Source organism: Sneathiella sp. (genome assembly GCF_036960985.1).
Classification (GTDB): domain Bacteria; phylum Pseudomonadota; class Alphaproteobacteria; order Sneathiellales; family Sneathiellaceae; genus Sneathiella.
In genome coordinates this window covers 16,586-33,952 of record NZ_JBALWD010000038.1, presented here as the reverse complement: position 1 = coordinate 33,952, position 17,367 = coordinate 16,586, and the positions used below count along the sequence as shown (strand labels likewise).

17 protein-coding genes are annotated in these 17,367 nt (G+C 50.0%); 2 read left to right on the top strand and 15 right to left on the bottom strand.

What is annotated here, in order from left to right:
- The first annotated feature begins 268 nt into the window (after positions 1 to 268).
- The gene (locus tag V7723_RS17170; RefSeq protein ID WP_335685724.1) at positions 269 to 1,258 is read left to right on the top strand and encodes a quinone oxidoreductase family protein; all 990 of its coding nucleotides are present in this window, start codon (positions 269 to 271) and stop codon (positions 1,256 to 1,258) included.
- A 115-nt stretch (positions 1,259 to 1,373) separates the two neighbouring features.
- Here the strand turns inward: V7723_RS17170 and V7723_RS17165 are convergent, their stop codons facing one another.
- Both V7723_RS17165 and V7723_RS17160 read right to left on the bottom strand, forming a co-directional pair.
- Positions 1,374 to 1,928, bottom strand: a complete 555-nt coding sequence (locus V7723_RS17165) for a cytochrome b (protein ID WP_335685723.1) — start codon at positions 1,926 to 1,928, stop codon at positions 1,374 to 1,376.
- Positions 1,929 to 1,940: 12 nt separating this feature from the next.
- Positions 1,941 to 2,708 carry an antibiotic biosynthesis monooxygenase gene (locus V7723_RS17160; RefSeq protein WP_335685722.1) on the bottom strand — a complete coding sequence of 256 codons (768 nt, stop codon included), beginning with the start codon at positions 2,706 to 2,708 and terminating at the stop codon, positions 1,941 to 1,943.
- 81 nt (positions 2,709 to 2,789) lie between these two features.
- On the opposite strand from V7723_RS17160, the gene V7723_RS17155 reads away from it, so the two are divergent.
- The gene (locus V7723_RS17155) at positions 2,790 to 3,224 is read left to right on the top strand and encodes a MarR family winged helix-turn-helix transcriptional regulator (protein ID WP_443024249.1); all 435 of its coding nucleotides are present in this window, start codon (positions 2,790 to 2,792) and stop codon (positions 3,222 to 3,224) included.
- Positions 3,225 to 3,264: 40 nt separating this feature from the next.
- Here the strand turns inward: V7723_RS17155 and V7723_RS17150 are convergent, their stop codons facing one another.
- The 13 genes from V7723_RS17150 to rimP all read right to left on the bottom strand — a co-directional run bounded on the left by V7723_RS17150 (position 3,265) and on the right by rimP (position 17,266).
- Complete coding sequence (locus V7723_RS17150; protein WP_335685720.1) at positions 3,265 to 3,864, bottom strand: DUF3501 family protein; 600 nt, start codon at positions 3,862 to 3,864, stop codon at positions 3,265 to 3,267.
- A 2-nt stretch (positions 3,865 to 3,866) separates the two neighbouring features.
- The gene (locus V7723_RS17145) at positions 3,867 to 5,216 is read right to left on the bottom strand and encodes a heterodisulfide reductase-related iron-sulfur binding cluster (protein WP_335685719.1); all 1,350 of its coding nucleotides are present in this window, start codon (positions 5,214 to 5,216) and stop codon (positions 3,867 to 3,869) included.
- Between the two features lie 95 nt (positions 5,217 to 5,311).
- Positions 5,312 to 5,731 carry a rubrerythrin family protein gene (locus V7723_RS17140; RefSeq protein WP_335685718.1) on the bottom strand — a complete coding sequence of 140 codons (420 nt, stop codon included), beginning with the start codon at positions 5,729 to 5,731 and terminating at the stop codon, positions 5,312 to 5,314.
- Positions 5,732 to 5,873: 142 nt separating this feature from the next.
- A complete protein-coding gene (gene irrA / locus V7723_RS17135) occupies positions 5,874 to 6,290 on the bottom strand; it encodes an iron response transcriptional regulator IrrA (protein WP_335685717.1) in 417 nt (138 codons plus the stop codon).
- 108 nt (positions 6,291 to 6,398) lie between these two features.
- The gene (locus V7723_RS17130; RefSeq protein WP_335685716.1) at positions 6,399 to 7,799 is read right to left on the bottom strand and encodes an NAD(P)H-dependent flavin oxidoreductase; all 1,401 of its coding nucleotides are present in this window, start codon (positions 7,797 to 7,799) and stop codon (positions 6,399 to 6,401) included.
- Between the two features lie 146 nt (positions 7,800 to 7,945).
- The gene (gene pnp / locus V7723_RS17125; RefSeq protein WP_443024248.1) at positions 7,946 to 10,048 is read right to left on the bottom strand and encodes a polyribonucleotide nucleotidyltransferase; all 2,103 of its coding nucleotides are present in this window, start codon (positions 10,046 to 10,048) and stop codon (positions 7,946 to 7,948) included.
- Positions 10,049 to 10,264: 216 nt separating this feature from the next.
- Positions 10,265 to 10,534 (bottom strand): 30S ribosomal protein S15, encoded by a 270-nt coding sequence (gene rpsO, locus V7723_RS17120; RefSeq protein ID WP_335685714.1) that lies wholly within the window; start codon positions 10,532 to 10,534, stop codon positions 10,265 to 10,267.
- Between the two features lie 15 nt (positions 10,535 to 10,549).
- Positions 10,550 to 11,446 (bottom strand): tRNA pseudouridine(55) synthase TruB, encoded by an 897-nt coding sequence (gene truB, locus V7723_RS17115; RefSeq protein ID WP_335685713.1) that lies wholly within the window; start codon positions 11,444 to 11,446, stop codon positions 10,550 to 10,552.
- Positions 11,447 to 11,452: 6 nt separating this feature from the next.
- Positions 11,453 to 11,842, bottom strand: coding sequence for a 30S ribosome-binding factor RbfA (gene rbfA, locus V7723_RS17110; protein WP_335685712.1), 390 nt, complete (start codon positions 11,840 to 11,842; stop codon positions 11,453 to 11,455).
- A 39-nt stretch (positions 11,843 to 11,881) separates the two neighbouring features.
- The gene (gene infB / locus V7723_RS17105) at positions 11,882 to 14,569 is read right to left on the bottom strand and encodes a translation initiation factor IF-2 (protein ID WP_335685711.1); all 2,688 of its coding nucleotides are present in this window, start codon (positions 14,567 to 14,569) and stop codon (positions 11,882 to 11,884) included.
- A gap of 23 nt (positions 14,570 to 14,592) precedes the next feature.
- A complete protein-coding gene (locus V7723_RS17100; protein WP_335685710.1) occupies positions 14,593 to 15,171 on the bottom strand; it encodes an RNA-binding protein in 579 nt (192 codons plus the stop codon).
- 22 nt (positions 15,172 to 15,193) lie between these two features.
- Positions 15,194 to 16,774 carry a transcription termination factor NusA gene (nusA, locus tag V7723_RS17095; protein WP_335685709.1) on the bottom strand — a complete coding sequence of 527 codons (1,581 nt, stop codon included), beginning with the start codon at positions 16,772 to 16,774 and terminating at the stop codon, positions 15,194 to 15,196.
- Positions 16,775 to 16,801: 27 nt separating this feature from the next.
- The gene (gene rimP / locus V7723_RS17090) at positions 16,802 to 17,266 is read right to left on the bottom strand and encodes a ribosome maturation factor RimP (RefSeq protein ID WP_335685708.1); all 465 of its coding nucleotides are present in this window, start codon (positions 17,264 to 17,266) and stop codon (positions 16,802 to 16,804) included.
- Between the last annotated feature and the right edge of the window lie 101 nt (positions 17,267 to 17,367).

The following is a 17,367-nucleotide window of genomic DNA, read 5'->3' as shown; positions in this document are numbered from 1 at the left end:
AAGACAATTTCACTGAGTAAACATATTTCTTAAAATGGCAACGATAGGTTTTCAGGTTGAATAACACCTGAAATATGACAGGTAATTGATGCCTGTTTGGCGGGAAAAATAACCGTCAAATTCGGAGAAATTGGCAATCAGAAAGAAAAGATGTGCTGCTGCACCGACATGCGATGGCTCGACCAAGGTATCGTTATCACACGGGAGGGCGTGTGATATAGTCAAACTAGATCTTTTCAATTCGAATTCGTAGTTATAGGAGTGTCCCATGCCCAAAGCTGCCGTCATTCATGAAACGGGTACACCTGACGTGTTCCGCTGGGAAGAGGTGACCGTTGGCGACCCAGGCCCCGACGAGGTACGCCTGCGCCATACGGCGATCGGCGTCAATTATGCGGATACGTATCATCGGCGCGGCATTAATCACCCTATCTTCGTTCCCGAGTTTCCGACGGTGATTGGCTTCGAAGCCGTCGGTGTCGTCACTGCCATTGGCGACAGCGTCGCCGACTTCAAAGTAGGTGATAAAGTTTGTTATGGGTTGCCGCCGGTCGGCGCCTATTCCGAAGAACGCCTTTATCCTGCTGAAACCCTGATTGCCGTTCCCGAAGGCATCGATGACGTGGCCATTGCCGGTATTCTTATGAAAGGTCTGACGGCGCAATATCTGCTAAAACGGACCTACCCGGTTCAACCCAATGACATCGTCTTGGTTCACGCTGCTGCTGGCGGAATGGGCCACATACTTTGTCCCTGGGCCAAGCATCTGGGCGCCCAGGTTATCGGTACCGTTAGTTCACCGACCAAAGCAAAGATCGCCCGCGATCTAGGGTGCGATCATGTCATCAATTACTCGGAAGAAGACTTTGCAAAACGGGTTCATGAGATCACGGGCGGCAAAGGGTGCCATGTGGTTTATGAATCCATTGGTAAGGACACCCTGCAAAAATCGCTGGACTGCTTGCGACCGCTCGGTATGTGCGCGGCCTATGGTCATGCGTCGGGGGCACCGGATCCCATTGATATCATCACTGATCTGGGCAAACGGGGATCACTGTTTATCACACGGCCAGCCATCCATTATTATATGGCGAAGCGCAGTGATCTGCTGGCAGCTGCCAACGATCTTTTCGACATGATGAAATCGGGTGTCGTAAAGAGCACCGTCAATTACACTTACCCCCTCAACGAAGCCGCGAAAGCACACAAGGCGATTGAAGATCGCAAGACGACAGGTTCAACCGTCTTGATACCCTGACAAAATGCGGCTGTGGCGACAAACCTGCCGCTAGGGCCAGCAATTTTGCGATCTTCAAGATAACTGTTTAGCTCAGGCGCTGCGCCGTTTCTTCAGCCTTCTTTCATCCAAGGGTTCACTTTGGCCTCTCCTGTTGGTTTTTCTGTCCGAACCAGATGCGCCAGATTAGGCCATCTTTCCTGATAAAGTGGTGATACAAGGCTGCGCCGATATGAAGAACGAGCAATAGGATCATGACACGGGCACCGATCCCATGAGGGACACGAGGGAGGTAGTCCCAAAAATCAGGTAGTGGTTCCGCCGACCCCGCGAACAAAATGGTGCCCGCACCCGACAGGACCATCATACCAATGCCACTGGCGACCATGCCGAAGATTACAATATAGAAAAGGACATGCACGATCTTGGCGCTCATGATCTGCCAACCCGGATCGCCCGCCGGGTGGTTTGGTTTGCGATCCGCAAAGAGCCACCATGCCACGCGTGCCAACGTCAGCAGCAGGATGATAATGCCTAGGGGAACATGCGCGGACAGAACCGAAGCTTTGGCCGTGCTCTCCACAAGTGAGCCGGCGCGGAACCCCGACCCCATCAAGGCGAAGATGAAAAGGGCGCTCAGCCAGTGAAGAGTAACGGCGACAGTGCCATATTTGGTAGCAGTGCTTTTCACGAACTTGCCCCCCTAATCCCTTGCAATGATTTTGTAGAGGCCGGGTGTGAAAGCAAGTCCTTCGATCTGTGGCAGAGTGCCCCTGGCACGCATTGCAGCAGTCGCTGCCTGAAACGTTTCAACACTTTCCCAAATCGCGATGTTGATCAATGCAAACTTGGCATCGGGTGCAACAGACTGGTGAAGCGCCGTGGACACATAGCCCGGCTGGGTTTGAAGAAAATCACGGCCTTTGGCCCACATTGTGATGGTTTCTTCGAGCGCACCTTCAGGAACTTCAAAGACATTGATGAGAGTTACTTCGGTGTTTGTATTAACGGCTTTGTTCATTTCGGCCATGATCCTTAGATTTGATTTAAACGCCTCGAAATTGAGAGGCGTGTTGCTTTGATTAGCGGCGGTGTAAAAATCTTTTGATTGCGAGAGGGCCTGTTCTTCTGTGTCGAGAACCCCGTCGTGGTTGGTGTCCCATGCGTCGAAAACATGTTGACGAGCTTGCCAGTATTGATCAGCAACACCTCGCGTCTCAGCAAGATGGTTCCAGCCCATATCCCACCCCAGATATTCCTCGGCAGTTACGGTTCCATCGTCGTCGTAGTCTTGAGAAATCATCACATCCTGCCGAAAAAGATCAACTTCCCGGAGTGAAAGTAGGCCATCTTTGTTCAAGTCCACCGACTGGAAGACAGTGCGGTTCAGATCTTCTAATTCACGATCAAGTGCGAATGCGGGCGCCGTCAACAGGCACAGTGCGACGCACGTTAATCCAAAGGGTTTCATTGTTGTTAGCTCCTTCTAACTAAATTTACATAGCTTGCTATATAACAATACATAGCGGACTATGCAATGTTAATTTTTGATATGGATTTTGATCGCATGAACTCAGCAGGTTATCTGATTAACCATTTGGCTCGTCTATTTGCAGCAGGCTTGCGTAATCGAATCGAACCTCTGGGCATTGTTCCGGGTCAATTCGCTACGCTTCTGGAACTCTGGATGAATGATGGGCAAACGCAAAAGGAGCTTGTGAAGAAGCTGGACCTCGAGCAGGCAACGCTGGCGAATACGCTGGCTCGAATGGAGCGGGACGGCCTGATAACAAGAAGAGAACATCCGACGGATGGTCGCGCACGAATAGTCAGGTTGACGGAAAAGGCTCGGGACATCCGTAAAGGGGCTTACGAAGCCGCACAGGCGACGAACGAGGCCGCATTGTCGAGTTTGTCAGGTGAAGAACGAGAGCAATTCAACAATATCATGCGCAAGATCATCGTAGGGATGAAGAACGACGAGTAAGGCAATAGGGACCGAAAATACCGGCAACGAGTTCTGAGTGTTAATCGATCAGATCTTCGGCAAGGGCCGCCCGGACATCGCCGTTCAGCAGGGCAATATGACCATAGTCTTCATGTTCAATGCCCAGCTGGACATCGACAGTGGTTTCTTTAAATGCCTGTCGCTGAGGAGGCGTCATGGGAAAATGCAGGAAATGAATGGCGGAGGTTTTACCGTCTTCCGTTGTCCGTTCGACTTCCTGTTCCGGCACGGCAAAGGTTTTTTCACCGGCGATGGATAAAAACACCTTATCTTCGATATGACCCAGTTTCCGCAACATAAAATCCCGACGGATCGGATCATCGATTTCGATCATAAAGGTTGCCACCAGCTCTGATCCGTTGGGGATAAGCGGGTTATAGGCTTCCAACTCATCTTTCAGCTGTTCGGTACCGCCTTTTTCGATATAGAGCATCTCATGAATTTGGGCCCACATGGTCTCATAACTCTCGAAATAGAACGTGGCGTAGGGCCCAATGGCGATCCGGCGGTTTTTCTTAATAGGGATGAGCTTTTGCTTATGCTCTTTGCGGATCTTTGCATATTCGCTGACGGGAAGAATATCCTGATCGGTAATTTGGCGGTTTGCGATGGCAGTCATTGTCAGAAGTCCTCATTCAGGCCATAGGCTTTGGCCAGTAATTCGATGGGATGGGCAGTCTTCTTTGATTCCACAGCCTCGGCATCCAGTTTACCGATGCCTTGCATCAAATGTTCAGCGGCCAGCGGGCATTCGGAGGCGATATATCCGGCTTTAGATGCCAGCGCTGTTTTGGCCGCCGGTTTGCCGACTTTCAGGGCGGTTTCGTAATTGCCCTTCATGATCCCCCAGGAACCCCCATGGCCGGAGCAGCGCTCAACAATGGCGACGCGAGTTTTAGGGATCAGCCGCAGCATCTCGGCGCCTTTGGCGCCCATATTCTGGGCGCGGGCATGGCAAGCCAAATGCATGGCAACATTATTTCCAAGCGGCTCTAACCCCTCGGCCATGCCTTCTTGCTTGGCGATATTCATCACGTATTCGGAAACATCAAAGGTTGCATCCGACAGAGTTTTGAGATCTGGGTTGTCCGGATCGAGCAATGGCCATTCAAATTTCAACATCAATGCGCACGAAGAGACAAGGGCAATGACATCATAGCCTTTCGCGATCCAGCTGTTCAGCTCCTTTGATACGGATCTGGCGTTATTGACAACACCTTCAAGATCTCCTTGCTCCATCAAGGGCATGCCACAGCAGCCGGGATAGACAACTTCCGTCTCCACGCCATTTCGGGCCAGGACCTTGCGCGTTGCTTCGCCAATGCTCGGATTATTATAATTACCAAAGCAGGTGGCATAGATGACTACTTTTCGGCCATAGCCCGGCGCCTCGGTATTGACGATCAGCGGGTCTTCCAGAGCGCGCTTGATCAGGGACTTGGATTGGTATTCTGGCAAGGCCGCATTGCGGTCGATGCCCAGTGTTTTCTCCATGATCCCGCGGGTCATTGTATTCGTTGTTTTTGTCGCCCAGTTGGCCAATGGCGCGACGGGGGCTGCCAGTTTGCCGTTGCGGTCCGTTTGCGACAATTGCTTGGGGATAAATTTATCCAGGCCTTTGTGTTTTTCTACGGCGCGATAGCGCAACATCAGATGGGGGAAGTCGAGATTGAACTTATGCGGCGGCACATACGGACATTTTGTCATAAAGCACATGTCACAGAGCGTACAGCCGTCAACAACGGGCTTGAAGTCTTCTGATGCCACAGCATCTAGTTCTTCCGTTGGAGACTCGTCGATTAAATCAAAAAGTGTGGGAAAAGAATCGCATAGATTAAAACAGCGGCGGCATCCATGGCAAACGTCGAAGACACGTCGTAGCTCGTCATCCAGTTTTTTTTCGTCATAGAAATCTGGATTGGTCCAGTCAATTATGTGACGGGTTGGCGCATCAAGACTGCCTTCGCTCATGATAATCTCCTGAATGGACTCCGAATATTTTGAAAGAGGGTAGCGACGGCGGACCGTTCGCTACCCTGAATTATTGACGCGCAGGCGCAGTCACATTAGTCGTCGATCGTGTCGAGCGCTTTTTGGAAGCGGCCGGCGTGACTCTTTTCAGCTTTTGCCAATGTTTCGAACCAGTCAGCAATTTCGTCATGACCTTCTTCGCGCGCTGTTTTCGCCATGCCCGGATACATATCCGTATATTCATGGGTTTCGCCAGCGATGGAGGCGGCTAGGTTCAGCTCTGTGCCACCGATCGGCAGGCCAGTTGCCGGATCACCGGTTTCTTCCAAATACTCCAAATGACCGTGTGCATGGCCTGTTTCACCTTCGGCTGTTGAGCGGAAGACAGTCGCAACATCGTTATATCCTTCGACATCGGCTTTCTGCGCGAAATAGAGGTAACGACGGTTTGCCTGTGATTCCCCTGCAAAGGCATCTTTCAAATTTTGTTCAGTTTTGCTTCCCGCTAGAGACATAAAGTCCTCCTGGAATGAGTGGTGGATGTGCCTGATCACGTGAGATCAAGCTTACCTTTAGAATATATGGTGCACACAGGAGTGTGTCAACACTTTAGAACGTTTCTAAAGAAGAAAAATAGATCATGAAAAGAGGAATATTTCAGTCCCGGCGAGCAGTGACGCGCACAATGACGTCGACGCTGCTGATCTCGGTGCCTTCAGGCAAGGTCGGGATATTGTCGACACTTAATTCGTTGCGCGGAATATCTTCCAATTCACCGGTTTTTTCATGAAAGAAATGGTGGTGCGGGTCGACATTCGTATCGAAATAGGATCGGCTGGAATCAACCACAACCTCCCGCAGTAAACCGGCGGCGGTAAATTGATGCAGATTATTATAAATGGTTGCCAACGAGACTGTGACACCGGAACTCATGGCTTCGTTATGCAGTCGTTCGGCGGTCACATGACGATTCCCTTGCGCAAATAACAGGTCTGCCAACGCCAGACGCTGCTGTGTCGGACGCAGGTTTGCCGTTTTGATCTTATGGCGTAAATCTTCAGAATTCAGGTGCATACCGTTACTACTTTGTTCAATTGCATTGCCCGGATCGCGGGACAGTCCTTATTATATAGTGCTTTTTATAATAATTCAAATCTGCAATTAAAAAGACCTGGGCGAAAGTTATTTCCCGGTGGCGATCCGATCAATGAGTTGCTTGACCGTTGGCACAAAACCATCAGCGTAAAAAGGGTCTGTTGCAAAGCGGTAGGCACCATGTCCGGCAAACATCAGGTTGTTATTGATGTTCGAATAGGAATGAATGACATCCTGTAGAGTTTTTTGAATGCAAAAACTGCGGGGATCAGCTTTACGGCCCGTATTGCCTTTTTCGCCTTCCGCCCAGTTGGAGAACTTGCAATGCGACAAGCAGCCCATACAGTCGATCTGATCTTTGCGGATTTCCTTCATTTTGTCCGGTTCGACAAAAATCAAAGTTGAATCAGGTGTTTTCAGGCTTTCCGTGTAGCCAGCCGCGATCCAACCCTCTGCATGTTCCTTGTCGGCTGACGTCAAGTAGACCTCCCGTTTGCGGGCGCCAATGCCGAAGGTGGTATTATGTTCGCCGACCGGTTCGTTGGAAAAGGCAACCTGACGTTCCGAGCGGCCTTTCAGCTCTTCCAGGAAGTCATTGCGGACGGCCGAACACCAGAAGCCAGTCGGGCTGAACTTGTTCAAAAACACGTCGCCCTTTTTTAACGATCCCAGTTTCTTTTTCCAGGCATCGGATATAGGGCTTTCCTGCGTCAATAACGGGCGCGTACCAAATTGGAACGTAATCGGGCCAATTTCCGGATTATCGAGCCAGTGCTCCCAATTCTCTAAATGCCAAACACCACCGGCCATGATGATCGGTACATTATTCAGGCCCATTTCATTCATCAAGGTGCGCAGGCTGGCGACCCGCGGATAAGGATCTTCGGGGACCAGCGGATCTTCCGAATTAGTCAGGCCATTGTGACCGCCGGCGAGCCAGGGATCTTCATAGACCACGCCGCCCAGCCAGTCGGAGAATTTGTGGTAGGCCCGTTTCCAGAGGGCCCTGAAGGCCCGCGCCGAGGAAATAATCGGGTAGTAGTGAATTTGGTAATCTGCGGCAATCTGGGCAATGCGGTAGGGCATGCCGGCGCCACAGGTAATGCCGTGGATCAGGCCCTTGGTATTTTCAAGGACGCCATGGAGGATGCGTTCTGCGCCCCCCATTTCCCACAGGACATTCATATGGATACGGCCTTCGCCGCCGGAGAGTTCATGGGCGATCTGGGCCTGGGCGATACCGCCCTTAATCCCGTAGGCCACTAGTTCTTCATGGCGATCGCGGCGTGTCCGGCCATGATAAACCTGTTCTATCATATTGCCATCATCATCGAAACTATCTGCATTGACGCCGGAAAAGGTGGCAACACCACCCGCCGCCGCCCAAGCGCCTGAACTTTGGCCGGAAGACACCGCAATGCCTTTGCCGCCTTCAATAAATGGCAGGACTTCCTTACCGGAAATCATAATAGAATTCAGTGCTTTCACCAGACAATTCCTATGACTACATACTTCCCCACTTAACACTTAGAGCACTCAGGCTCCGGCATCAAGTTTGATCTAGAGGCAGGGGCGGAAAGAATTGTTGTATCTATTTCGCCCCTGCTGTCAATTTGCCAATTAAAACAGAAAGGTTAGTCTTCTGTTGTCTCTTTGGTTTCTTCTGCTTCGATAGCTTTAATGGACAGGCGGACTTTACCACGTCCATCAATTTCAAGCACTTTAACACGGACTTCGTCGCCTTCATTGACAATATCCGTCACTTTCGCCACCCGTTGCGGTGCCAGCTCAGAAATATGAACCAGTCCATCACGATTGCCAAAGAAATTAACGAATGCGCCAAAGTCGACAACTTTCACGACTTTACCTGTGTAGATAACGCCAACTTCAGGATCATCAACAATAGATTTGATCCAGTTAATGGCAGCATCGGCACTTTCAGTTGTCGTGGCGGCCACTTTCACGGTGCCATCATCGTCAATGTCGATTTTTGCACCCGTGACTTCACAAATCTCGCGGATAACTTTACCGCCGGTTCCAATGATATCGCGGATTTTGTCTTTCTTGATTTGTAACTGCGTGATCCGAGGGGCGCCATCACGGACACCATCACGGGCTGATTCAAGGGCCTTGCCCATTTCATCAAGAATATGGTTGCGACCTTCCGTTGCTTGCGCCAGAGCGATACGCATGATTTCTTCGGTAATACCGGAAATCTTGATATCCATCTGCAAGGACGTAATGCCTTCGCTTGTTCCAGCAACCTTGAAGTCCATGTCACCAAGGTGATCTTCATCACCAAGGATATCCGAAAGAACTGCGAATTCGCCGTTTTCTTCCAGAATAAGACCCATGGCGATACCGGCAACAGGGCGTTTCAATGGAACACCTGCATCCATCAATGCCAACGATGTGCCACAGACAGTTGCCATGGAAGACGAACCGTTTGATTCTGTTACTTCAGACACAACCCGTAAAGTGTAGGGGAAAACATCCTTAGACGGCAGTAAAGGATGAACTGCACGCCAAGCAAGCTTGCCATGACCGACTTCCCGGCGACCGGTGAAACCCATGCGTCCGACTTCACCGACTGAGTAAGGAGGGAAGTTGTAATGAAGCATGAAGTTTTCGCGATATTCACCTGCCAATGCATCCATGATCTGCTCGTCTTGACCGGTACCCAATGTGGCAACGACCAGGGCTTGCGTTTCACCGCGTGTGAATAATGCGGAACCGTGACTGCGTGGCAAAGGACCAACTTCAGAAACAATCGGGCGCACTGTTTTTGTGTCACGACCGTCGATGCGGGTCCCGGTAGAAATGATGTTGCCCCGCACGATGCTTTTCTCAATTTTCTTGAGAATACCACCGGCAGCTTCCATCTCGTCATCTGCAAGTCCTTCAAGGGCCGCTTTCTTGGCATCTGAGACTTTGTCTGTCCGTGCCTGTTTGACTTGCTCTTTGTAGGCTTCTTTTAGTCCAGCTTCAGCAGCGGACTTTAATTTTGTTACAAGGGCCGCATCATCTTCAGGGGGTGAGTAGTCCCATGGCTCTTTTGCACAATCTTCTGCGAGATCAATGATTGCATCGATTACTGTCTGCATTTCGCGGTGACCATACATCACGGCGCCAAGCATCTGCTCTTCGCTCAACTCGCTGGCTTCAGATTCAATCATTAGAACGGCTTCTGATGTACCGGCGATGACCAGATCCAGATCCGTGTTTTCCATCTGCTCTGATGTTGGGTTCAGAACATAGTCGCCATCGACATAGGCAACGCGTGCCGCGCCAACAGGGCCGAGGAACGGGATGCCGGAGATTGTCAGGGCCGCTGAGGCACCAACAAGAGCAACGATATCCGGGTCATTTTCCATATCATGGGCAACAACCGTACAGACAACCTGAGTTTCGTTTTTGAAACCGCTGACGAATGACGGGCGAAGCGGCCGGTCGATAAGACGAGAGGTCAGTGTTTCTTTTTCACTTGGGCGGGCTTCGCGTTTGAAAAAACCACCTGGGATTTTTCCTGCGGCATAAGCTTTTTCTTGATAGTTAACCGTAAGCGGGAAAAAATCCATGCCCGGTTTTAATGATCTTGCGGCAACAGCCGTGCAGAGAACCTGTGTTCCCCCGTAGGTAATCATGACGGCGCCATCAGCCTGGCGGGCAATCTTACCGGTTTCCAATACGAGCGGACGTCCACCCCACATCACTTCCTTGCGATGTACTTCAAACATATTCTTTCCTTCCAACGCGGCAACAGCCCCTGCCGTTCCGCCATAATCCGACACCCTATGCGTCGACCTAATTAATTTTCACTTCGTGTTCTTCAGGCAATCAAAACGAACTGCCTTAAACGCAACAAACGCCGATGTGCAGCAGGACACAGTCCTGTACAGTCACCGGCGTTTGAATTATTGATGGTCTTATGCAAAGACCTGAAACTCTCATACTTATTTACGAATACCGAGACGTTTAATAGTCGTCTGGTATCGTTCATCTTCAACCTTTTTGAGGTAGTCTAGCAAACGCCGACGACCACTCACCATTTTCAAAAGACCGCGACGTGAATGCACATCACCTTTATGTTCTTTGAAATGGTCCGTCAGATTTACAATCCGTTCGGTTAAAATAGCAATCTGGACTTCCGGAGAACCTGTGTCTCCATCTTTGGTCGCAAATTCTTTGATCAGCTCTGCTTTTCTTTCTGCAGTGATCGACATCGGTATCTCCTAAATTCAAATGTTAAAAACCCGTATTGGGAACAATCTTTCTTCGTCGACTTTGGCAATGCCAATCGGATTATTCCCATCCATTGCACAGACAATTCCGTCTGCTAAATTTGGGGTCGCCACGTCATTGCCGTGCCGAAAGCGAATAGCTTGCGTTTCCGTTATGGCCACCGCCGGGATGTCGTCCAGCGCGGTCGTAATTGGAAGCAGAGCCTCAAATTCTGCGGGACACTGCCACAGCTTCTCTAACTTATCCAGCGAAATCGCATCATTTTCCAAAAAAGGTCCGACTCGTGTCCTTCGAAGCTCAGTCAGGTGAGCGACAGTTCCCATTTTGATTGCTAAATCCCGCGCCAGCGATCGAATATAGGTTCCTTTTCCGCAACAGACGTCAAAGACTGCGTGATCTGGATCAATGAGTCGAACCAGGGTTAGAGCGTGTATTTCAACGTCGCGTTCCGGGATCTCTACTTCGACACCTTCGCGCGCCAATTTATAGGCCCGTTTACCGTCAATTTTAATGGCAGAAAAGGCGGGCGGTCGTTGACTAATTGTCCCCAGGAAGTTCGGAATGGTATTCTCTATTATTTGTGAGCTCGGTCGGATATCCGACTGGTCACCCACATGTCCTTCGATATCGTCCGTATTTGTCGCCTGCCCCCACCGCGCCGTAAACTGATAATTTTTGACGTCACTGACAATATAGCCGACGGTTTTGGTAGCTTCTCCGAGGGCGATCGGCAATATACCCGTTGCAAAGGGATCAAGCGTACCTGCGTGGCCCGCTTTCTGTGCATTTGTTATTCGCTTAACCGCGCCAACAACTTGCGCCGAGCTCATCCCAGCCGGCTTGTCGATATTTAGCCAGCCATGAATTGGAATGCCGCGTTTTTTTCTCGCCATGAGGGGTTAGTCTGTACTATCCGGCTGTTTTGACTTTCGGATCAGGTCATCAATATGGCTTGCATATTCGAAAGACTCATCTTTCTTAAACGATAACCGAGGTGTAAATTTCATGGTTAATTGGCGCGCCATTTCCTCTTGGACAACAGCGGACGTCCGGTTTAAGCCTTCGATCAATGCGTCTTCATTCACGCCGCCCAAGGATACCACATAGACCGTTGCATTTCTCATATCTGGGCTCGGGTTCACTTCCGTTACTGTCACCGAGTAGCCAGCAACATCGACATCGTGAATTAAATCTCTCGCCAAAATGGAAGAAATAATATGGCGCAATTCCTCGCCAACACGTAACTGTCGTTTACTTGCTGTTCTGCCAGCCCGCTTTGTTGTCGCCATAATGTCCTCGCGATTTCTATAAGTTGGGGAAAGGCTCGCTTAAAGCTGCCGAGCCACTTCCTCAATTTCAAAGCACTCGATGAAATCACCAACTTGCAAATCGTGATAGTTCTCAAAAGCCATGCCACATTCCATCCCGGATCTGACATCCTTTACTTCATCCTTGAACCGCTTGAGAGTTGCCAGCGTACCGTCATGGATAACGACGTTATCGCGAAGCAGGCGTACTTTGGCACCGCGCTTGACGTTTCCTTCAGTGACAACGCAACCACCAATTTTGCCAAGTTTCGAAATATCGAAAACTTCTTTGATTTCCGCATATCCCAAGAAATTCTCGTTCAAAGTTGGCGCCAGCATACCGGAAAGCAATGCTTTCATGTCATCTATAACGTTATAGATGACGGAGTAATACTGAATGTCGACACCTTCTTGAGCAGCTTCATCTCTCGCCTGTTTGTTGGCGCGAGTATTAAACGCGATGACGATGGCGCGGGATGCGGTCGCAAGTGCAATATCTGATTCCGTGATACCACCAACCCCAGAGTACAGGATTTTGACGGCGACTTCATCGGTCCCCAATTTCTCGAGAGAAGTGCTAATGGCTTCAGCAGATCCTTGAACGTCTGCCTTAATAACAACTGGCAGTTCGTCCACAGTTCCTTCTTTAATTGCGCTGAACATTTGCTCGATGGTACCGCGCGCGGTTGCTGTTACTTTTTTGGTTTTATCGAGGCGCTGACGATATTCAGCAATTTCCTTAGCTTTGCCCTCACTCTCGGTTACAGCAAAGTCATCACCGGCGATAGGCGAGCCCTGGATACCCAAAACTTCGACCGGGATTGAAGGCCCGGCTTCCGTGACCTGTTGCCCACGATAATCGAGCAAAGCTCTTACCTTGCCCATGGCGGTTCCCATGACGAAATGATCGCCTACCCGCAATGTACCTTTGTTGACCAAAACAGTGGCGACCATGCCGCGGCCTGTTTCGATTTTGGCTTCAACAACGGTTCCTTGCGCAGAGCGATCCGGATTGGCTTTAAGTTCAAGCAATTCTGCTTGCAACATGATGGCTTCTTGAAGTTTGTCGAGGCCAGTTCCTTTGGTTGCGGAAACTTCCACATCCAAAACATCACCGCCCATATCTTCAACGAAAATTTCATGCTGCAATAATTCTTGTCGTACCTTGCCTGGATCCGCAGCAGGTTTATCGCATTTATTAATAGCGACAATGATCGGAACTCCTGCAGCCTTCGCATGTTTGATGGCTTCAATGGTTTGCGGCATGACGCTGTCATCAGCAGCAACAACAAGAATAACAATATCTGTGACCTGCGCACCGCGCATCCGCATGGCTGTAAAAGCTTCATGGCCTGGTGTATCCAGAAACGTGATTTCGTTGCCATTAGCCAATGTTACCTGATAGGCCCCGATATGTTGGGTAATCCCGCCAGCTTCTCCGGCAACCACGTCAGATTTGCGCAATGCATCCAACAACGATGTTTTACCATGGTCGACGTGACCCATAACGGCAACAACAGGGGCCCGAGAAACAAGGTTCTCCGTGATATCTTCGTCTCCACCACCGAGACCAATTTCCACATCAGACTCTGCGATGCGTTTCGCCGTATGACCGAGTTCTTCAACCACAAGTTCAGCAGTATCAGCATCAATGGTCTGGCTGGCCGTGGCCATAATGCCAAGCTTCATGAGAGACTTTATCACGTCCACAGAGCGTTCGGTCATCCGGTTGGCAAGTTCTTGTACGGAAATAACTTCCGGGATTGTCACTTCACGGAAAATCTTCTGAGCGGGCTCAGAGGAATGCTGCTGTTGTTTCTTGCGAGCACGGCGAATGGACGCCAGTGAGCGTTGCTTTGGCCCTCGATCATTGAGAGCGTCACCTATGGTAAGTCTTCCAGCCCGGCGGCGTGGTTCGTCGGTTTTGCGCGCAGGTGTTGCGCGTTCTTCTGTCGCACCTGAACGCGTCGTTTTTACCTGCTTTTTGCGGCCTGATGGCGCATTATCAGTGGCAGGTTGATCGTCTCCCTGCGATGGTCTCGTTGTGCGCCTGGGTGCCGAACTGGCCTCGGTAGCCGGCTCGTCAGTTTTCGGCGCGGATTTGTTTTTCTCTCGATGCACTGCAACCTGCGCATTCTTTACCGCATTTTCCTCTTCCGTTAACCTGAGAGCTTCGGCCTCTTCTGCAAGGCGGCGCTCTTCAGGTGATCGGCGGCTTGCAATTTTTTTAGCTTCCGCAGCAGCAGCCTTCTCCTCAAGCGCTTTTTCAGCGGCTATGCGTATTTCTTCTTCCGCCTGTGCCGCATCTTCGACAATTTTCTGTTCCGCGTCCTTAATGTTTTGCTCACGAGCGCCAGCCAATGCCGCCGCGCGTGCCGCTTTTTCATCGGTTGTCAGCAGGGGCGCTTGTTTATCATCGCTGCCTTTTTTCGAAGGCGCGGCCGATAGTATTTTTGCGGCAGGTTTTCCAACGCTGAGAGTTGCCTTGGGTGCTGCTGTCGACGGAGTTGTTATCGCGGCGGTCGGTTTTTGAGTACCTAGGGCCCCAGCTGCACCGCGTTTTTTGCGCACCTCTACTTGCACGGTCTTGCTTCGACCATGGGTAAAGCTTTGACGGACCTGACTATTCCCGCCAGCTGTCTTTTTCGCTTCTAACGGTTTGTTTAGGCTAAGCGACTTGCGCCCATCCTTGTCGTTTGTCTCAGTCATTCTTACTCCGACATTTCGGTTCTTTAATTTACATCGTCATGGTTCCTGAACCTGGATAGCTGGGAAACCGCAAACGTAATTTTTTTCGTCAATCCACTCGAACCAACGCTCGCGTGAACAATATTTTCCTTACCGAGCGCTTGGCTTAGTTCATCGTTATTAAACGTGTCAACCAAGGGCAAAGTACCGGCTATTCTTTTTAACTTCTGCTTTCCATCATCGGCGCCGTCTGACGCTGCAATCAGGATAGAAACTTTCTTCGACTTTAGGGCCTTTTCGACTTTTGCAAACCCTACCGTAACCAATCCACTCTTTCGTCCTAGTCCTAGCAGTGCCAGGCAACGTTGCGAAAGAGCCTCGTCAATCTTCGCCACCAAATTCTCTGGCACCGAGAGGGCTTGTTTCGCAGATTTTGCAAAAAGCCCCTTTTTTAACGCCAGTTCGACAGATTGCTTGCTACAACTAATCCAAATACCGCGACCTGGCAAATTCATTTGAATATCGAATACCAATAAGCCGTCGGGCGACACTGCGAACCGAAGCAAATCCTCTTTTTCCTGTATTTGTCCAGTGGCTATACACCGCCGTTGAGGATCACTCAAGTACACTTCTCCATTCGATTGTTCAGCTTGCCGGAATTTCTACCTCGCTTCCCTCAACTTCACCTTCAGTTTCTGCGTCGGGTTTTTCATCTTCAAACCAATGTGCGCGCGCTGCCATGATGATTTCATTGGCATTTTCGAGCTTAAGATCAAAATTACGCAAAATACCATCTTCGGAGTTTGTCAGCTCGTCTCCTGCCAAATCCGCGAGGTCATCCAATTCTTTAACACCAGCTTCGCCTAAGGCAACTATCATTGCTGGCGTAAAGACGCCGAGATTTACGATGTCTTCACTGATGCCAAGTTCAACGCGTTTTGCTTCCATTTCAGCATTTGATGCGTCGACAGACTCTTGTGCTCGGCGACTAAGCTCTGTTGCAATTTCCTCATCGAAACCTTCGATTTCCGCAATCTCTGCAACATCCACATACATGACATCTTCGATGGATGTGAAGCCTTCTGCTGCCAATAGCTGGGCAATCGTTTCATCAACATCAAGGGCATTCATAAATATTTGTGTGCGATCGGTGAATTCCGCCTGACGTCGGTTGCTTTCTTCATCTTCAGTTAGAATATCGATATCCCAACCTGATAATTGCGAGGCCAGGCGAACATTCTGACCTCTGCGCCCAATGGCCAACGACAATTGATCGTCAGGAACAACAACTTCAATCCGGTTGGCATCTTCATCCAGAACGACTTTCGCCACTTCTGCTGGCGCCAAAGCATTCACGATAAAGCTGGCTTGATCCGGTGACCATTGAATAATATCAATTTTCTCGCCTTGAAGCTCGTTGACGACTGCTTGAACACGAGAGCCCCGCATTCCAACACAAGCGCCGACTGGATCAATGCTTGAATCAGATGACAGCACGGCGATTTTCGCCCGGCTGCCTGGATCACGTGCGACAGCTTTAACTTCAATAATACCGTCATATATTTCCGGCACTTCCTGACCAAAGAGTTTGGACATGAATTGAGGATGACTGCGAGACAAGAAAATTTGTGGTCCTCTTGGCTCGGGCCGAACATCATAAATATAAGCGCGAATACGATCTCCTTGACGGAAGCTTTCGCGTGGGAGCATTTCATCCCGTCGGACCACGGCATCGGCTTTGCCTAAATCAACAGTAACGTTACCGTATTCGACACGTTTGACGATACCGTTTACAACTTCTCCAACTCGATCTTTATATTCTTCGAATTGACGCTCACGTTCTGCTTCGCGAACTTTTTGTACAATAACCTGCTTTGCGGTCTGTGCTGCAATCCGACCGAAATCGATGGGCGGTAAAGGCTCAATCAGATAATCACCGACGGCCGCGCCTTCGAGCTGAAATTGCGCGTCTGCCGGCGTAATCTCAGTGGCGTCATTTTCGACTTCTTCGACAACCTCACGGACGCGCGCTAGGCGAATTTCACCTGTCCCACGATCGATGTTGGCACGAATATCATTTTCATGACCATATTTCGCGCGGGCTGCTTTTTGGACAGCCTCTTCCATCGCTTCTAATACGATTTCGCGATCAATCACTTTTTCCCTGGCAACAGCGTCTGCAACTTGCAGCAACTCCAAGCGGTTTAAACTCGCAGCGTTTTCCATGACTACTTTTCCGTCCAAAAAACTTATCTAAGACTTAGACGCCGCAGTGCTTGCGGCAATCAATTCGTCGGTTAAAATCAACTTCGCTTTTCTAATCTCGGAAAATGGCAGCTCAAATCTAGTGCCATCATCGCCATCTACCAAGATTGTCTCATCTTTGAGGCCAAGTAATTTGCCTCTATATCGTCGTTTACCTTCAACGGCCTGATCGAGCTCTACCTTCGCCTCAAAACCAGCCCAACGCTCAAAATCTTTCAGCCGGGTCAAGGGTCTGTCAATTCCTGGCGATGAAACTTCCAAATCATAAGCGCCGGAAATAGGATCTTCTACATCCAGCAGCGCGGACACCATCCGGCTGACTTCCGTGCAGCCTTCAATTGTCATTGTGCCATCGGGGCGTTCCGCCATGACCTGCAAAATCTTTTTTTCATTACCGGTCATAGTAATGCGCACGAGTTCATACCCCATATCTTCGAGTGAGGGCGTGATCATTTCAGCTATTTGATTTATCGGGTCCAGAGCCTAATTCTCAATTCTTGACTAAAGCATAAAAAAACAGCGGACCAGAGGTCCACTGTTCCAGAGCTCATCCT